The 14,567-nt window shown below is 68.9% G+C and carries 13 protein-coding genes; 8 read left to right on the forward strand and 5 right to left on the reverse strand.

Annotation, left to right across the window (positions count from 1 at the left end):
• On the forward strand, positions 1–334 hold a 334-nt coding region (locus C4V41_RS62815), incomplete at its 5' end, for a hypothetical protein (RefSeq protein ID WP_200823828.1).
• Positions 335–392: 58 nt separating this feature from the next.
• On the opposite strand, the gene C4V41_RS07890 is transcribed toward C4V41_RS62815, so the two are convergent.
• Positions 393–1,736, reverse strand: coding sequence for a hypothetical protein (locus tag C4V41_RS07890; protein WP_103955096.1), 1,344 nt, complete (start codon positions 1,734–1,736; stop codon positions 393–395).
• A 198-nt stretch (positions 1,737–1,934) separates the two neighbouring features.
• Here C4V41_RS07890 and C4V41_RS07895 point away from each other — a divergent pair, with 198 nt between their 5' ends.
• Positions 1,935–4,154: a thiamine pyrophosphate-dependent enzyme gene (locus tag C4V41_RS07895; RefSeq protein WP_103955097.1), complete on the forward strand. Its 2,220-nt coding sequence runs from the start codon at positions 1,935–1,937 to the stop codon at positions 4,152–4,154.
• Here the strand turns inward: C4V41_RS07895 and C4V41_RS07900 are convergent.
• A complete protein-coding gene (locus tag C4V41_RS07900) occupies positions 4,143–5,690 on the reverse strand; it encodes a serine/threonine-protein kinase (RefSeq protein WP_103955098.1) in 1,548 nt (515 codons plus the stop codon). The two genes, C4V41_RS07895 and C4V41_RS07900, sit on opposite strands and share 12 nt — an antisense overlap.
• A 45-nt stretch (positions 5,691–5,735) precedes the next feature.
• Positions 5,736–6,434, reverse strand: coding sequence for a M50 family metallopeptidase (locus C4V41_RS07905; RefSeq protein ID WP_103955099.1), 699 nt, complete (start codon positions 6,432–6,434; stop codon positions 5,736–5,738).
• A 149-nt stretch (positions 6,435–6,583) separates the two neighbouring features.
• On the opposite strand from C4V41_RS07905, the gene C4V41_RS07910 reads away from it, so the two are divergent.
• The 5 genes from C4V41_RS07910 to C4V41_RS07930 all read left to right on the forward strand — a co-directional run bounded on the left by C4V41_RS07910 (position 6,584) and on the right by C4V41_RS07930 (position 11,133).
• On the forward strand, positions 6,584–7,051 hold the full coding sequence (locus C4V41_RS07910; RefSeq protein WP_103955100.1) for a nuclear transport factor 2 family protein: 468 nt from the start codon (positions 6,584–6,586) through the stop codon (positions 7,049–7,051).
• 18 nt (positions 7,052–7,069) lie between these two features.
• Complete coding sequence (gene corA / locus C4V41_RS07915) at positions 7,070–8,188, forward strand: magnesium/cobalt transporter CorA (protein ID WP_103955101.1); 1,119 nt, start codon at positions 7,070–7,072, stop codon at positions 8,186–8,188.
• Positions 8,189–8,291: 103 nt separating this feature from the next.
• The gene (locus C4V41_RS07920) at positions 8,292–8,525 is read left to right on the forward strand and encodes a hypothetical protein (protein WP_103955102.1); all 234 of its coding nucleotides are present in this window, start codon (positions 8,292–8,294) and stop codon (positions 8,523–8,525) included.
• On the forward strand, positions 8,522–10,585 hold the full coding sequence (locus C4V41_RS07925) for a hypothetical protein (RefSeq protein ID WP_103955103.1): 2,064 nt from the start codon (positions 8,522–8,524) through the stop codon (positions 10,583–10,585). Before C4V41_RS07920 ends, C4V41_RS07925 begins: the two co-directional genes overlap by 4 nt.
• A complete protein-coding gene (locus C4V41_RS07930; RefSeq protein ID WP_146103583.1) occupies positions 10,585–11,133 on the forward strand; it encodes a hypothetical protein in 549 nt (182 codons plus the stop codon). Before C4V41_RS07925 ends, C4V41_RS07930 begins: the two co-directional genes overlap by 1 nt.
• An 8-nt stretch (positions 11,134–11,141) precedes the next feature.
• On the opposite strand, the gene C4V41_RS07935 is transcribed toward C4V41_RS07930, so the two are convergent.
• Entirely contained in the window at positions 11,142–11,897 is a 756-nt protein-coding gene (locus C4V41_RS07935) for an IclR family transcriptional regulator (protein WP_103955105.1), read from the reverse strand.
• A 48-nt stretch (positions 11,898–11,945) separates the two neighbouring features.
• Between C4V41_RS07935 and C4V41_RS07940 the strand changes: the two genes are divergently transcribed.
• On the forward strand, positions 11,946–13,043 hold the full coding sequence (locus C4V41_RS07940) for an FAD-dependent monooxygenase (RefSeq protein ID WP_235029965.1): 1,098 nt from the start codon (positions 11,946–11,948) through the stop codon (positions 13,041–13,043).
• Here C4V41_RS07940 and C4V41_RS07945 read toward each other — a convergent pair.
• Positions 13,016–14,533 (reverse strand): heparinase II/III domain-containing protein, encoded by a 1,518-nt coding sequence (locus tag C4V41_RS07945; protein ID WP_235029966.1) that lies wholly within the window; start codon positions 14,531–14,533, stop codon positions 13,016–13,018. The two genes, C4V41_RS07940 and C4V41_RS07945, sit on opposite strands and share 28 nt — an antisense overlap.
• Positions 14,534–14,567: the final 34 nt, after the last annotated feature.

A 14,567-nucleotide genomic window follows, 5' to 3' on the forward strand; every position in this document is an offset into this window, starting at 1 on the left:
GGTCAACGAGCACTTCGGCGACATCGACAAGAGGTTCGACACGGTCAACGAGCACTTCGGCGACATCGACAAGAGGTTCGACACGGTCAACGAGCGCTTCGGTGAGGTCGACGATCGCCTCTCGGGCGTGGAGGGTCGTCTCACCACGGTCCAAACGGAGATGACCAAGCTCACGGCGCTCGTGCAGACGATGCACAACGACAGCGGCCTGCGTGACCTCCGGATCGACCGGCTCGAGACACGGCTCGACACGCACGACGAGCGGTTCGACCGGATCGAATCCATTCTCATCCGGATGGACGACAAGCTCACCAGGCTGAGCCCCACCGAATAGCGGCCGCGCAAGAGAAGAGGCCCGGGGTGGTGTCCCCCGGGCCTCGACGGTTGCCGGGTCAGCGCTTCACACGGACATAGTCCCTGCGGCTGTCCGAGCCGTAGGTGTCCTCGTCACCGCCGAACACGAACTTCCAGTAGCCCGAGTTCCAGGCCTTGACCTTGGTGTACAGCCGGCCGCTGTCGCCCGATCCGGTGGTCTTCACGTACTGCCACTTGCGCGCGCCCACCGGCAGGAAGTACAGCGCCACCTTGCCCGAGTAGCCCTCCCACGAGCCCTCGTCGTCGACCTGCAGCTTGCCGCCGAACTTCAGGTACTTCCCGCGCTTGATCGGCTCAGGGTAGGCGTTGAACCTGATCAGCCGCGTGTCCGCCTTCGCCGTGGGCGGCGGGGCGGGCTGGTCGACCCTGACCCAGTCCTCGTCACTGACCGAGCCGTTGACGCGGCGGTTGCCCGCGTACTCGGCACGCCACCAGCCGGACGTCTCGGCGGTCGCCGAGGCCCAGAAGCGGCCCTGGCGGCCGGTCACGTCGCTGGTGACGTACTGCCACTTGTGCGAGCCGTTGGCCTTGAAGAAGATCGACACGCGCTCGCCGGCCACGCCGCCGCGCCGTTCGACCTGCAGGGCGCCGGTGAAGGAGAGCTTATCGCCCTTGTCCACGGGCTCAGGCCGGGCGTCGAAGCCGGCGATCCGGCTGCCGAGCCGGCCGCGCCTGACGTCCACGCGATCGGCATCGCTGATGGAGCCCTTGGCCGCGGACGTGGCCACGAACTCGGCCCGCCACCAGCCGGTGGCGTCCGCCCGCACGGTCGTGCCGAACCAGCCGGCACGGCCGGTCGTCACCTTGGTGACCTCGCGGAAGGCGTCGGCCCCCCGCGCGCGGAAGGAGATGGTGACGGACTGGCCGACGTAGGAGTTACCGTCGGCGAGGAGCCGGCCGGTCACCCGGATCGGGGAGCCTTTGGCGACCCGGTCGGGGCTGGCGTCGAAGTCGGCGAACTTGGTCTCGAGCGGCTTCTTGACGACGACGTCGAACGTGTCGCCGCGCGAGGCACTGCCCGCGATGGCGAGCCAGCTCCACGTGCCGGCGACCTTGGAGTCGAAGGCCTTGGTGCCGGTCCACCTGGTCCAGTCGCCGGCCTTCGACGAGGTCAGGGCGATGGGCGTACCGACACTGATTCCTGGCGGTTTGAGCTGGAATTCGGCCTTGTCGGTGTTCTGGGTGAGGAAGCTGAACGTCGCCGTGACCGCTCCGGCTGTGACATCGATCGGCGGGGAGGGGCTGATGGCCACCCGGCCGACGACCGGGGCGGGGGCCGCCGTCGCGGCTGATGGTGCCAGGGTGACGACCCCGGCCCCGAGCACGATGGCGAGGGCGGCGACACGGATGCGTTGTAACATGCGGGTTCCTTTCTGGAGACCCCAGTGGTTCAACGCGGCATTGAGGGTGCCACGTGTGTCATATAAGTAGACGTGCGGCGCGCCGGTAAGGTTGGGAATTCTGACAAACAGTTATGGGCGGGGGTCATTCGGACCGGTCCACAACATGTCACCGCCGTCCGGCAGACGTCGGGGCCGATCAAAGACATAATCGATGGTGTGGCGCGCGACACTGTTGAGACTCACTTCACCCAGACGGTTGCGACGCTGAAGGCGGGCCCCCCGCGAGATCCGGGGCTGCCGGTCCGCGAGGGCACCTCGCTGACCGGCGAGCAGTGCAGGGCGCTGTTCAGGCGTCAGCTCGACAGCCGCCTGCTCGACATAGCCGCACGGTGGCTGCGCGAGCAGGACGAGGGCTACTACACGATCGGTTCCGCCGGGCACGAGGGCAACGCGGCCGTGGCCGCCGCCCTGCGGCCCGGCGATCCCGCGCTGCTCCACTACCGCTCAGGCGCGTTCTATCTGACCAGGTCGGAGCAGGCCGGGCGGCTGCCCGAGCAGGGCATCCGCGACGTGCTGATGGGCCTGACGGCGGCGGCCGACGAGCCGATCGCGGGCGGCCGGCACAAGGTGTTCGGCCATCCCGACCTGGCCATCATTCCGCAGACCTCGACGATCGCCAGCCATCTGCCGAGGGCGGTGGGCGTGGCGTTCGCGATCGAGCGGGCGCGGGCGCTCGGGGTGCGCTCCGCGTGGCCGGCGGACGCGGTCGCCGTGTGCAGCTTCGGCGACGCCTCCATCAACCACGCCAGTGCCCTGACCGGCTTCAACACCGCCTCCTACGCCACCTACCAGGGGCAGCCGCTGCCGCTGCTGTTCGTGTGCGAGGACAACGGCCTCGGCATCAGCGTCCGCACTCCCAAGGGCTGGGTGGAGGCGGCGGGGCGGCGTCCCGGTCTCGAATACTTCGCCGCCGACGGCTGCGACCTGGCCGCCGCCTACGACGCCGCCGCCCGCGCCGTCGAGCACGTACGCGAGCGCCGCTCCCCCGCGTTCCTGCACCTGTCGACCGTGCGGCTCATGGGGCACGCCGGGTCCGACGTCGAGCAGGCATACCGTACGGCGCGCGAGATCAGGGCCGACCTGGAGCGCGACCCGCTGGTGCGCACGGCGGCGCTGCTCGTGGAGTCCGGGCTGGAGTCGCCTGACGAACTGCTCACGATGTACGAGTCCGCGCGCGAGCACGTGCTCAGGATCGCCCTGGAGACCACCCGCAACCCCCGGCTCGGCTCCGCCAAGGAGATCATGGAGCCGATCGCGCCGCGCCGGCCCGAGCTGATCGCCAAGATCAGCCCGATGGCGGCCGTGACCGCGGTCAGGGAGAAGGCGTTCGCCGGCGCGCTGCCCGAGAACGAGAAGCCGATGACGCTCTCGCAGGCCATCAACCGCACGCTCGCCGACGCGCTGGCCGGCTACCCGGAGGTGACGGTGTTCGGCGAGGACGTCGGCAAGAAGGGCGGCGTCTACGGCGTGACCCGGGGGTTGCAGAAGAGGTTCGGGGCGGGGCGGGTGTTCGACACGCTGCTCGACGAGCAGGCCGTGCTGGGGCTGGCACTGGGGGCCGGGGTGTCGGGGCTGCTGCCCATACCCGAGATCCAGTATCTGGCCTACCTGCACAACGCGCTCGACCAGATCCGCGGCGAGGCGGCCACGCTGTCGTTCTTCTCGCGCGGGGCCTACACCAACCCGATGGTGGTGCGGGTGGCGGGATACGCCTACCAGAAGGGGTTCGGCGGGCATTTCCACAACGACAACGCGGTGGCCGCGCTGCGCGACATCCCCGGCTTGATCGTCGCCTCGCCGGCGCGTCCCGACGACGCCTCGGGCATGCTGCGCACCTGCCTGGCCGCGGCCCGTACGTCGGGGTCGGTGTGCGTGTTCCTGGAGCCGATCGCGCTCTATCACACGCGCGACCTGTTCGACGCGGGCGACGGCGGCTGGCTCGCCCCGTACGCGCCGCCGTCGCGGTGGGCGGAGACGCACGTGCCGATCGGGCGGGCGCGCTCCTACGGCGACGGGCGCGACCTGACGATCGTGACGTTCGGCAATGGGCTGCGGATGAGCCTGCGGGCCGCCGTGCGCCTCACCCAGGAGGGGTACGGCTGCCGCGTCCTCGACCTGCGCTGGCTGGCGCCGCTGCCGATGGAAGACCTACTGCGCGCGGCCGAGCTGACCGGCAACGTGCTGATCGCCGACGAGACCCGGCAGACCGGCGGCGTCTCGGAGGGCATCGTGGCCGGGCTGCTCGACGCCGGTTACAGCGGGGCGATCGCCCGGGTGGCCTCGGCCGACAGCTTCATCCCGCTCGGCGGGGCGGCCGACCACGTGCTGCTGTCGGAGGAGGAGATCGAGCAGGCGGCGCGCAAGCTACTGGGTTGACGACCGGGCGACGGCGCCCCTGATGCAGGTCGGCTTCGACCAGGCGACCGTACTCGTCTCGGAGATGCGCAGTGGCACGCCGACGAGGAAGCAGTAGCCGCCGGCCGGGTCCAGGCCGGCGACGCGGGTCGTGGTGGAGCCCTGGCCGAGGGCGGTGATCGGCTGCTCGCCCTTCTTGACCGGCGAGCGCTGCAGGACCACGGGATAGTCGCGGGCGCCGGCCGGGAGCGTCCAGCGCAGCTCCACCAGGGCGCCCTGGTCGGCCGTGACCTTGAGGTTGCGGGGGGTGAGGGCGGCGACCTGCTGTTCGTCGATGGGTTCCTGGGTCTGCGGCTGCCCGGACGTCTGGGGTTGCGTGATGTCAGGGGTCTTCGGGGGTGTCAGGTAGATGGCCAGCGCCGTGCCGCCGACGACCATGACCGCGACCGCCGTACCGATCAGGATGGTGTTGCGCAGCCGCGTCGCCCGGTCCGACCGCGGCGGGACGGTCGGCGCGGGGAGCGCGTGACCACCGGTCGCCTGCATCGGCTGCGGGGCCGGGGCCGGGGTCGATGACGGCTGCGGCAGGTGGTGGCCGGTCGACGGGAAAGGACTGTAGTTGCCCGTCGACGGGAACGGGCTGGGGGCAGGCGGATTGTGGGGAGCACGGGGGACCGTGGACATGGCCGGTCCCGGGCCCGGGTCCTGGCCCACCAGGTCGGTCACCGACAGGCCCAGCTCGGCCTGGAGTGTCTGCAGGTGCCGGGCGAACTCGCGCGCGGAGGCGTACCGAAGCTCGGGCTGTTTGGCCATCGCCCGCAGGATCGCCTCGAACACCCGCGGCGGCACATCGGGGCGGTTGATCGGCGGCGGGTCGATGCTGAGCACCCGGTACATCAGCGGCGCGATCGACGGGTCCGCCGGGTTGTGGAAGGCGGGCTGGCCGGCGAGCAGGTGGTAGAGCGTGGAGCCGAGCGAGTAGATGTCGGTCGGGCCCGAGTGCGGCTGGCCCGTGAGCACCTCGGGGGCGGCGTGCAGCGGGGTGAACGCCTGCGAGGTGGCCGAGATCTCCGCCGCGTCCACGACCCTGGCCACGCCGAAGTCGGCGATGGCGAGCTCGCCGTACCGGGAGATGAGGATGTTCTGTGGCTTGATGTCGCCGTGCAGCACCCCGGCCTCGTGTACGGCGGCCAGCGCCCCCGCCAGCTTCACGCCCGCGCGCAGCACGTCGGGCACCGGCAGCGGCCCCTCCTTGCGGACCCGGTCGCGCAGGGAGCCGTTCTCGAAGAAGTCCATCGCGATGTACGGCTTGCCGGAGCTCGTCACACCGGTGTCGAAGACGGTCACGACGTTCGGATGGCCGGTGAGGCGGCCGGTGAGCTGCAGTTCGCGCTGGAACCTGCGCATCGTGCGCTGGTCCACCCGGTCGACGGACAGCACCTTGAGCGCCACGACCCGGTCGAGGCGCTCCTGGTAGGCGCGGTACACGACGGCGAACCCGCCTTGCCCCGCCTGATCGAGTACCCGGTAGCCGGGCGCGTCCTCGACTGGCAGCACGGCACTCCCCCCTGTTACGGGCGAGTTTAGTGCGGAATTTGGGTATTAGAGCGGGTTCATGAAGTACGCGGCGAACACCACGGACACCACCGACACCAGCAGGAAGAAGAACACGTAGAAGCCGCCCGGCAGGAACGTCAGCCTGGCGAGCTGGTCGGCGTCGGAATCCCGGGCCTGGCGGCGGCGCCGCTTGGTCTGCAGCTCGATGATCGGCCGGATCCCGCCGAACAGCAGGAACCACACCGCCACCAGGGCGACGACCTGCTGGACCTCCGCCGGCGCGTACATGCTCAGCGCGAACACCGCGCCACCCGTGGCCAGGAGGATCAGCGCGCCGTAGAGGTTGCGGATCAGCAGCAGCATGCAGACCAGGAACAGCAGCACACTCCAGATGAGCAGCGTGATGCGCCCCTGCTCGACCAGCCACGCCGCGGCCAGCCCCAGCAGCGGGGGCGCGAGGTAGCCGGCGAGCGCCGTCAGCACCATGCCGGGCCCGGTGGGCCTGCCCCTGGTCAGGGTCACGCCGGAGGTGTCGGAGTGCAGGCGGATGCCTTCGAGCTTGCGCCGGGTGAGCAGGGCCATCAGCGCGTGGCCGCCCTCGTGGGCGATCGTGACCAGCCCCCTGGAGACCTGCCAGGGCAGGCGGAAGCCGACGATCAGCAGCGCGGCCAGAGCCGAGACCAGCACGACCCACGGGTCGGGGTCCGGCTGAACCTTGATCAGGTGGGCCCAGAGCTTGTCCATCGAGGAGAAACCCTATCCAGGTAAAGTCCTCGCCGTGACCACCGAACAACATTCTGCTCCTGGCCCGGCCCGCTTGATCCGGGCCCACCGGGGAAGGTGGTCACCCTTCGCCTGCCCGGACCGCGGTGCGGCCATGATCTGATAGAGGGGTGAACGATCGGCACGTGGCGCTCATCAGCGCTTTCTACGACGCTCTGGGGCGCGCGGACTACGCGGCCATGGAGAGCTGCTATCACCCTGAGGTCAGTTTCGGCGATCCCGTCTTCCAGGAGGTCGAGGGGCGGGACAGGGTGATGAGGATGTGGCGGTTGCAGCTCGGCGTACGCGACGGGCTGAAGTCGGACTACTGCGACGTCGCGGCCGACGAGCACACCGGTTCGGCTCATTGGACCTCCCGCTACACCTTCTCCAGCACGGGCCGGGAGGTCGTCAACGAGATCGACGCGCTGTTCAGGTTCGAGGACGACCTGATCGTGCGGCACCATGACGAGTTCGACTTCAAGCGGTGGTCGAAGATGGCGCTGGGCCGGCCGCACGGGCTGCTGTTCGGCTGGACGCCGATGTGGCGCAAGACCATCAGGGACCGGGCGGCGCAGCAGCTCGACGACATGCGGTAGGCGGCAAGGAGGGGCTTCATGGCCAGGGTGAAGGGGTTCAGGCGCAGCGGGGACGTACGCGAGGAAGCACCCGAGCACTCGATGGACCCGCGCGCCACGGAAGAACCGCCCTACCGCCCGACCGTCATCGACAACGCCATCTACTCGGACGGCGAGCGCGTCGACAATCCCGGCTCGCTCGCCGACGCCTTCGGCCTCCTCAAGCAGATGCCGGACGCCATGGCCTGGATCGGGCTCTACCGGCCGAAGGAATGGGAGCTGGTCAAGCTCGCCGAGGAGTTCCAGCTACACGAGCTGGCGCTGGAGGACGCCATCGTCGGCTCCCAGCGACCCAAGGCCGACCGCTACGGCGACACGCTGTTCGTGGTGCTGCGGGCGGCGCGCTATCTGGACGAGGTGGAGGAGGTCGCGTTCGGCGAGGTGCACGTCTTCGTCGGCCCCAACTTCGTCCTCACCGTACGCCACGCGGAGGCCCCCGACCTGCAGGCCGTGCGCAAGCGCATGGAGTCCGACCCCGACCTGCTGCGGCAGGGCCCGCAGGCCGTCCTGTACGCCATCCTCGACGCCGTGGTCGACGGCTACGCCCCGGTGGTGGCCGGGCTGCAGAAGGACATCGAGGAGATCGAGGTCCAGGTCTTCGGCGGCGACCCGTCGGTGTCGCGCCGCGTGTACGAGCTGTCGGGCGAGGTCATCGAGTTCCAGCGGGCCACGGCGCCCCTCGTGACAATGCTGCACGGGTTCATCGCGGGCGCCGCCAAATACGGCGTGACCGATGAGCTGCAGAGCTACCTGCGCGACGTGGCCGACCACGCGATCACGGTGACGGAGCGGATCTCGTCGTTCCGCCAGATGCTGCAGAACATCCTGGTCGTCAACTCGACCCTGGTGACGCAGGCCCAGAACGCGGAGATGGCCCGGATGACGGAGGCCAGCATCCGGCAGGGGGAAGAGGTCAAGAAGATCTCGGCGTGGGCGGCCATCCTGTTCGCGCCCACCCTGGTCGGGACCATTTACGGGATGAACTTCGACTTCATGCCGGAGACGCACTGGGCGTTCGGGTACCCGTTCGCGATGCTGCTGATGGCCGTGGTCTGCCTGGTGCTCTACACGGTCTTCAAGCGCCGCGACTGGCTCTAGTCATAGCCGTTTCGCCGACTTCCTTTCAAGGTGCCCCCACCTGCGTTTACGATGCCATCGGCCCGGCGTCACCCCGTCCCCAGGAGATCGGCGAGACCAGGCGATGATGGCGACGCAGGAACAGATCGACAGAGCCAGGCTGCACATCGAGCAGCTGCGCGACCACCATGCCGGCGAGGTGATCGCCCTCGTCCGCCTGATCGAGGGCGGCGCGCTGAAGGGCCCGGCCGGCGACCGGCTCGCCGCCGACCTGCTCACCTGGGACCGGGCGTTCAAGGACTTCTTCACCCGCGCATTGGCCCTGCTGGACGGCCTCCAGGGGGCGTCGGCCCGATGAGCTCTCAGGTCGGCATCAACCCCACGCTGATGACCCAGCTGATCAACGGCATGAAGCGGGCCGCCGGCACCCTCCCGGACGTCGGCCTCCAGGTGGAACGCGCGCTGACCTCGCTCGGCCTGCAGTTGTGGGGCCCGACGCAGGCTCAGGTCATCGGCCGCCTCATCAGCGAGCAGATCCCCGCCCTGCAGGGCCGCCTCGACCTGATCCTGGCCGCACCGGACCGCGAGGCCGGCCAGGGCGGCATCTTGTGGGCCAGCGAATCGGCATGGCTCTCGAAGTCCCCCGCCGAGGGCGCCGCCACGGCCAAGGCCCTCGCCACGAGGCTCCGCGACCAGGTCGCCGGCCATGCGCTCGACGCCGAAACGGTGGCCGCGATCGAACTCCACAAGAACGACCCGTACTTCGCCTTGGCCTTCTGCAGGGAGATCCCGCCGCGTGAGCTCAAGGCTCTGATCACCAGGTCGTACGGGTCCGACCTACCCCCGTCGAACCGCCCCCTCCAGCACGACGTCGCCCTCCAGGAGCGGCTCGGGACCATGCTCAGCACCGTCCTGGGCACGGCGTCGCGCGGGGTGGGCCGGATGCAACTGGCCGACGACTACACCGACCGGCTGATCGAGGACATCGAGGAGCCGAAGGACGCGTTCGCGGTGAAGCGGCTGCTCCAGGATGGGGAGTTCGGGCACACGTTCCTGCTCACGCTGACCCAGAAGCTCTACGACAAGGACCTGGCTCATCCGCTCGACCGGAGCCTGCCGCGAGACCCATGGTCGATGCCCGGCCCCAGAGACGCCTCACTCGGCGACCTCAGCCCCATGGGCACGGTGCTGGTCGCGCTGGCCCACCATCCCGCCGTAGCGCAGGACTTCTTCACCGACCCTGGGCGTCGGCCGCTGGCCTATCTGATGCGCCGTCACCCTTGGAACGGCGACGCGGACGCGGACCTCGGCTGGGCCATCCAGGTGGCCGCCACAGAGTTTCGCGATCATGATCTGCCGCCGGGGAACTCCCGCGGCTACAAATCCGCGTTGATCGCTTCGTGGGCGACACGCTTTTGGAGCGATCCAAAAGTTCAGGAGAATCTACCGCGGTCCCGTGCGCACCTCGGCGAAATTCTAGCTCATTACATCGGGGATCTGCATCGGGACACGCGAGCCTTCAGCAGCGAATTGCCCGGGGTGGTGGCGGGCTCGGACCCGGACAAGGACCTTTATGGCATCGAGCCTTACGGTGCCAGATTCAACGGAAGCGCGATCAAAGATGCCATGACGTGGGCGTTCGAAGACGATGAGGCGTTCGAGACGGTCGTCGCCGCACATGGCCTGTATTCGGCCAAGATGCTGGACGAGCTGGCCGGCATGGTCGCTACGGAGATCGCGGACGACTTCTCGGCATGGCGGGAGGCGAACCCCGAGGCCACACCCCGGCAACTCGAAGCCATGCGACAGGACATGCTCGAGGAGCACATGAGCCGCAGTGGAGGGGCCGCATTCGTCCGCGCGACGGGCGACCTCGCGGTGGCGACCTGGGTGATCACGAATGCCGCCAACATTTCCACCATCAGAGAGGCGAAAGAGGTCGATGCGCGTTTCGCCGCATTCAAGGAAATGGCCGAGAAGGTCGTCGGACTGGCCCCAGGGCCGCAGGGGACGTTCATCGGACTCATGGTCGACTCGGCCAAGGGAGCGATCTTCGCACAAGCCAAGTCCGGTTATGAGGAGCAGGCTCGGACGGACGCGGACACCGCTCTGGGGGTGGCCAAGCACATGTTCACCGACCTCACGGCGGCCACAATGATGCGTCACGGCCTTTTCGGGGAGGGATCATCGCTCACCAAGACACATCCTTACCGCTACCAGGATTTTTCCCCGGGCGCCGTGGGCCATTTTCTGGACGATGGGCAGATCAGGCCCTGGGCCGAGATGAATGCCGACCAGCGCTGGGCCTACAACGAGTGGCTGGGGCTGAACGACACCGGGCGCGTTTTCGGCAAGCCTACCGATAGCATCGAGAATGGCTTCAGAGACGCCGCGAAGATCTATTCTGGGAGCGGCTGATGAAAAATCGATCACTCCTCATCATGGCCGTGCTCACCCTTACCACAGCGTGCTCATCATCTTCCGCTCCGCCACCTGATGACCGGCCGTTGGGCGACGTGACGGCGATGCCACGGGAATGCGAACTGATCTCGGCCGACGCCATAAAAATCGCCACGGGTCTCAACGACTACTCCGCCCATGGCACGAAAATAGACATGGGCCGGCGTTTCGGGTCCTGCTCGGTGAGCGCGGAACTGGATCCAGAGAGCGACCAGGGACTCCTGATCGAGGTCTTCGAGCCATCGCCCATCAGCCCGGAAGGGCTGGCGAACACCAAAGTGACCACCCAGGGGAATGACCTGCCCGAAGGATTGGGGCCGGGCTTCGCGGCGCGGCGAAAGAACGCCCAGGATCAGGGCCTCGCCTTCGTCTACGGATGGACCGCCGGCTACGAACGACTGCTCAGCATCAACATCATGGAGGGCGCACCCGGCCGGGATTCTCTGGCGGATGCGATCGAGTTCTTCCGCCAGCTCAAGCCTCTCCTCCTGGCACCGCCCGAATAGGCCGGCGGCTATACGTCCAGGTTCGCCAGGGCCTGTTCCGCTTCTGTGATGGTGAGGTGGAGTTCCTTGGCCAGGTTGGGCGCTTCATCGAGAGTGAAGCGGACGGACGGGACCGAGAGGGAGATCGCCGCCACGGCTGTGCCGCGCTCGTTGTGGAGGGCGGCGCCGATGGCTGAGACGCCCTGTTCCGTGCCCTCGATGTTAAGGGCGTAGCCGCAGGCTCGGATCTCGTCGAGTTCGCGGGTCAGGGCCGCGCTCTGCTGGTCGGTGAGGTCCGGGTAGAGGTCCCAGAGGTGGTCTTCGGAGAGGGTGGCCAGGAGGGCTTTGCCGCCTGAGGCGCGGTGGGCGGGGAGGATGGTGCCTCTTCTGTCGCCCACGTGGAGGATCCTGGGCGATTCCACGCAGTCCAGAAAGCGGACCTCCGTACCGACTCTGATCATGAGGTTGACCGTTTCGAGGACCCGGGCGCAGAGGGCTTCCATCGCGGGTCTGACGCGGGCGCGTAGTTCGCGCAGGGCCGAGCCGCCGGGGCCGGCGGCGGCGGTTGACGCGAGGAAGGGGCCCGGGAGGTAGGTGTGGTGCTCATCCTGGACGGCGAAGTCGCGGTAGACCAGCATCGCCAGCAGCCGGTGGGCGGTCGAGCGGGCGATGCCCAGTTCGCCGGCCACGTCGGTGACTTTGAGGCGGCCTTGGTCGCGCAGCATGTGCAGGACCAGCAGCGCGTTGTCCACGGAGCCGAGGGCGTACGCGGGCTTGTTCTTCACAGCAGAATGGTAATGCTGAGAGAAGAATCCCTGCGTGGAGGGAGAGCCGTGGGTGACGTGGTCGTCGTCGGTGGCGGGATCGGAGGGCTGGCGGCGGCGTTCGCGCAGGCCAGGGCCGGGCGGAGGGTGCGGGTGCTGGAGCGGTCGGAGGAGTTCGGGGAGGTGGGGGCCGGGTTGCAGCTCGGTCCCAATGCCACCCGGGTGCTGGCCGGCTGGGGGTTGCTCGACGATGTGGTGGGGGCCGGTGTCCTGCCTCAGCGGCTGGTTTTTCGTGATGCGTTGAGTGGGGACTTGCTGACCGCGCTGGAGTTGGGGGCGGGGTTTCGGGGGCGGTATGGGGCGCCTTATGTGGTGGTGCACCGTAGTGATCTGCATGGGATTTTACTGCGGGCCTGCGCAGAGGCAGGAGTCCGATTGGTGAACGGGCGGCATGTTGAGCGGGTGGTGAGCGAGGATGGGCGGGCTTGGGCTCACTGCGCGGACGGGGCCGTTTATGAGGGTGATGTGGTGGTCGCGGCGGACGGGCTGCAGTCAGGGTTGCGCGGGCAGCTCGTGGATGACCGGCCGGAGGATTCTGGGTTTGTGGCCTATAGGGGGACTTGCCCGCTGCCGGAGGGGTTTGATCAGTCTGAGGTGATCGCGTTTTTAGGGCCTGATTGTCATTTTGTGCAGTACGCGCTGCGGGGTGGTGAGCTGCTCAACCAGGTGGCCGTCTTCCGTGGGGCGGGTGGGCTGGAGGCGGCCTTCGCGGGGTGTTGTGAGGAGGTCGGTAAGGGGTTGCCCTACCTGTGGCGGGATCGGTGCTGGCCCATGCTGGATCGGGCGCCGGTCCAGACCTGGGTGCGGGGCAGACTGGTATTGCTGGGGGACGCGGCGCATCCGATGCTGCAGTACCTGGCTCAGGGAGCCTGTCAGGCGATCGAGGACGCCGATGTGCTGGCTCGGCAGGTGGGCGGTGACTGGGACGCGGCGCTGGCGGCATACCAGCGGGAGCGGGTGCCGCGGACTGCGCGGGTTCAGGAGACGGCGCGGTTGTGGGGGGAGATCTGGCATGTGGACGGAGTGGCCAGGGTGTTGCGCAATGAGTTGTTCCGGACGAGGGATCCGGCGAGCCACCGTTACGTGGACTGGTTGTACGGGGGTTGAAGGGTGAGGGGGCCTGGGTCGTCCGTGCCGGGGACGATCACCGTCAGGACCTGTGCCGCTTCGGCCGACAGTACGGTGATCGAATCGGAGGTACGCAGGTAGGCGGGTGACACCAATCCCGGACGTACGCCCCCGATCCCCGGAAACTGCAGCAACGTCACCAGGAAGCCGTCCGAGTCGCCCAGCACCACCTTTCCCTCCTGCCGGGAGACGACCTTGAACGCGGGGTCGAAGTGCCACAGACTGCGCAGGGTCCCGGTGGGCACCGAGTCGTGGACGGCCATGAGGTCGGAGCCGTGGCGGACGAGGACGTGGCGGGTCCTGCGTACGCCATAGGCGTCGTCGGCCAGCTCGTACGACTGCCGCGACGGCTCCAAAGACGAGCTCACCAGTTCGGAGGCCGTGCCAGGGCGGAACGTCGCCCCGGTCACCACAGGGACGTTGTGCGCCTCGTGCGAACGCGTCCACTCCACGTACCCGGTGCGCTCATAGGAGTGGAACCCGGCCTCCACCAGGATCCGCCGCCCCTGAGCCGCATACGTGACCCCCAGGTGGTCCTCGTGACCGTGCAGCCGCCGGCCCGGCCCGTACCTGATCGAGTAGTACGCGGACGACGGGTCGTCCCACGCGGTCCTGCCGAACACGTAGCCCGCGTCGAACACCCCCACCTCCGGCCACGCACGGGAGAACCCGTCGCCCCGGTTGTCGGCGGGGCTGTCGCCCAGGGGGACGATGCGGCCGTCGGGCTGGGTGGCGTGGGCCACGTACGACTCCAGCGCCCCCCGCCTGGCCACCAGCCGCTCCGGCGGCTCGGCCCCGCTCTCGCGGATGGCGCGGATGGCGGCGCCGAGGCGGCGGTGCACGTAGACCCCGTAGCGGGGCGCCTGTTCGTGCAGGGCGCCCTGCGGGTCGATGGCCAGCTCGGCCGAGGCCGTCATCCGGCGGATGGCCAGGTCCCGCCACTGCGCCCGGCCCAGCCGGCAGCCGACGACGAGCAGCGCGATGTCCTGGTCCAGGCCGTGATTGTGACCCTCGCGGTAGAGCGCGCGGTCGGCCAGGACCTCGCCGTGCTCGGCCAGGCTGTTCCAGAGGCGGCGGGTTTGCACGTGCTCGCTGAGGCACACCAGCGCGGGAGCGCGCAGGGCGACCGCGTGCTCGGCCCACGCCCACGGGCTCAGCCCGGGGACGCCGCGCGGATTGTGCCGCATCCAGTGGTCGGCCACGGCGGCGGCGCGGTCGAGGTAGGCCCGCTCCCCCGAGCGCTCGAACTCCGCGACCAGGCGGCCCAGCCAGCGCAGCGAGTGCAGGTTCAACGCCCAGGAGCGGTTGCCGTGCGGGTTGGCGTCCCAGTCGATCCTGTCGCCCAGGTCGACGGCCGGCAGCCCGACGAACCGTACCTTGCCCTTCATCACCTCCTCCGGCTTGATCACGGGAAACTGGTCACTCAGGCAGATGGCCCTGCCTGACGTCGAACGGGCACGCCAGAACACGTCGTGGCTCCTGTTTTCGGGCGCGCGAGACCCA

Source organism: Nonomuraea solani (assembly GCF_900108335.1).
Taxonomy (GTDB): Bacteria; Actinomycetota; Actinomycetes; order Streptosporangiales; family Streptosporangiaceae; genus Nonomuraea; species Nonomuraea solani.

Coding starts and splice junctions, on each gene's coding strand:
- C4V41_RS07920 (WP_103955102.1), top strand. CDS start 8,292: ATGATGGCGACGCAGGAACAGATCGACAGAGCCAGGCTGCACATCGAG.
- C4V41_RS07925 (WP_103955103.1), top strand. CDS start 8,522: ATGAGCTCTCAGGTCGGCATCAACCCCACGCTGATGACCCAGCTGATC.
- C4V41_RS07930 (WP_146103583.1), top strand. CDS start 10,585: ATGAAAAATCGATCACTCCTCATCATGGCCGTGCTCACCCTTACCACA.
- C4V41_RS07890 (WP_103955096.1), bottom strand. CDS start 1,736: ATGTTACAACGCATCCGTGTCGCCGCCCTCGCCATCGTGCTCGGGGCC.
- C4V41_RS07905 (WP_103955099.1), bottom strand. CDS start 6,434: ATGGACAAGCTCTGGGCCCACCTGATCAAGGTTCAGCCGGACCCCGAC.
- corA (WP_103955101.1), top strand. CDS start 7,070: ATGGCCAGGGTGAAGGGGTTCAGGCGCAGCGGGGACGTACGCGAGGAA.